Raw genomic sequence first — 2,492 nt, 5'->3', positions numbered from 1 at the left:
AACAACACCGCGATCTCCGGATTTTCTTCAACACATTTTTTGAACCGGTTAAAGAATGAAATGGTAAGCTCTTCTTTCGCACGGCTTATCATGAACAATGCTATACCTTCTGCCTGTGTGGTTACGTCAAGCCCGGCAACACCTGAAAAAAGTTTTGCAGCACTGGCTGTAATGCTGCTGCTGCTTTGCGCATTAACCTTCGGCAATCTTAGAAAAGGATTAGTAGAAAATTCCTGCTGTATCTCGCCATAGGTTGTCTTGTCGGTATACTTCTTCAGTATCTCGGCAGCTTTAACAGCATTTGCTACGGGAATCAATACGCGGTCACTATCATCAGGAACAGGATTTAGCGCTGCAAGGTCTAACGCATCCTGGTAAGCGATCTGCGCACGCAACGTAAACGAGAACAAAAACAGGAGAGCGCTCAGGTATATAACTTTTCTCATCTTAGAGGTTATTTAAAGTATTAACGGGGTTTATCAACTTGCCATACGGCAGGGTATCAGCATGATTCATCAGTTGAGTTCTCAGATCATGTGCTCTGTAATTGCTGTTCTTTTTGCGGACGGCTTCCAGCAGCAACGCTGCTATACCGGCAACATAAGGTGTTGCCTGACTACAGCCTGTAAGTGTAACGTATCCTTTATTCAACGAGGTAGAAAGAATTTCCTCACCGGGGGCGAATATATTAGTATCACTTGCATTGATGGTATCAGCAAGTGGAGTATGCGCCCTGGTAACACCTCCTACAGAAAGTACACCGCTATATTTAGCAGGGTATAAAATGTTGTTTCCGGTCGTCTCGTCTTTATTACCGGCAGCAGCCACCACTAAAATTCCTTTTGCAATAGCGTTGTTCACGGCAGACTCCAAGGCAGCATTGTTATCCGGTACGCCATTGCTGATAGAAATAATGTCTACGGTCTGATCGATAGCCCACGTGATACTTTTTACAAGGAACGACACGTCATCGCCATGAATATCGTTGGTAATTTTGCCGAGATAAAAATTCGAGTTATAGGCTAATCCTTTTACGCCAAAGCCATTATTTGAAGCTATAATAATACCGGCTACATGTGTACCGTGGCCCGTTTGATCGGCTACACCCGAAGGACTATTGGTCAAATCTTTCAGGTTAGCCGGGTTAACGATCAGATCAGGATGCGGCAATGCTATACCAGAGTCGAGTACAGCGATCTTTATCTTATCACCGGTCAAACCTTTCTTCCATAGTTCGGAAACATTAAAGTCGTTGTGCCACCAGAAGTCTGCTTCGTTATATTCCTGGAGCGTTATAGCCGAAACGATTTCACGAATATCAATACCACCACTCCAATAGTAATTATTGGCAGCATCTTTTAACCAGGTATTAACACCTTTGTAAACATCGCCGTTGTATAGTTTACCGTCAACTTCCAGCTCGCTGCCGGGAGCCAGGTATTGGTAACTGGGGGCGGTGAGACTCGGGCGCCCTACGCGAACATGCAGGTAATCTTTAACGGTAACTTTCATCGTTCTGTATATACTATAGCCGTAACGATTTGCTCATACTAATGCCGTTTGGCCATACGGTAACAACTCCAAGGCTATTGCTGTTGTAGAAACCAGCGGGCAAGAGTATACAATATAGCACCGCCACCGAGTGATTGATGTAAATGCCTGTGACTTTTTTATTATGAAGTATAAATATTATCTAAAGACGGGCAGAATCTGGTATGATTTACAATTCGGGCGAGTGAATAAATGCGTAGCATGAATGGCATCTGCTTTCAGGCAAATATGAAAAAAACCAAGGTGCCCGGCTGCCGGGCCCCTGGTAGGGTAGGTCTTTTAATTTCTTCTTGCATGGCCAACGTTAGCCCCAACGTTTCATGCTGGAGAATGCACGCCTCAATTTACAAGCATGAGGAAACTTTATGTGTTTATTAGAGCCCATCTAATAACATCCGATGTAAATGATTGGAAAGTTTTCAGCCCATTCATAAAACTTCACGTACATTGACTGAAGACTTTCGCAGTATTTTTCAAGGAGTTGGCTAATAATAGCACCTGTATTCCGCACAGCTTCCAACCCTGAAAAAGACTATAAAATGCAAAAGCCCATCTTTCTACTATTGGTACAGCAGAATGATGGGCTCTTGAATCGAATGTAGATAATTTGCCTCAATTTTGCAATTCATTGATTGTTAATTAATTCGGATGAAATCACCGGATTAAGACTTTCTACGATTTGATTTTATTGCTAATAAAGATTCACTTAGCCAGATGGAGCCAGTAATGAATTGATTTATGATTAAAGTAAAAATCTGATCACCTCTCAATGATTACGTGAGCAAAGGTTGCTTAAATTGCATCATGAATATTCACGTAGGTCGCGAAATAGAAAAAGTGCTTCGCGATTCAGGATTGAAGAAAGCAGAGTTCGCCCGCAGGATCAATACCAGCCCACGCAATGTCTATTCTATTTTTAAAAGAGAGGAGATCAAGACCGA

The 2,492-nt window shown here is 42.6% G+C and carries 2 protein-coding genes; both read right to left on the bottom strand.

All coding sequences use genetic code 11. The annotated features are described in order from the left end of the window. Positions 1-446, bottom strand: a 446-nt coding sequence (locus tag V7Q33_RS23135; protein WP_333821465.1) for a hypothetical protein, incomplete at its 3' end; no start/stop codon positions are given. A 1-nt stretch (position 447) separates the two neighbouring features. Next, positions 448-1,512 (bottom strand): S8 family peptidase, encoded by a 1,065-nt coding sequence (locus V7Q33_RS23130; RefSeq protein WP_333821464.1) that lies wholly within the window; start codon positions 1,510-1,512, stop codon positions 448-450. Between the last annotated feature and the right edge of the window lie 980 nt (positions 1,513-2,492).

This window comes from Ohtaekwangia sp. (assembly GCF_036786105.1).
GTDB lineage: Bacteria > Bacteroidota > Bacteroidia > Cytophagales > Cyclobacteriaceae > Ohtaekwangia.
Note: the sequence above shows the minus strand (reverse complement) of the source record. Positions and strands in the feature narration are given on the sequence as shown.

What these genes read in the sequence shown, in the direction of transcription:
- V7Q33_RS23130 (WP_333821464.1), bottom strand. Translation starts at nt 1,512, where the DNA reads ATGAAAGTTACCGTTAAAGATTACCTGCATGTTCGCGTAGGGCGCCCG.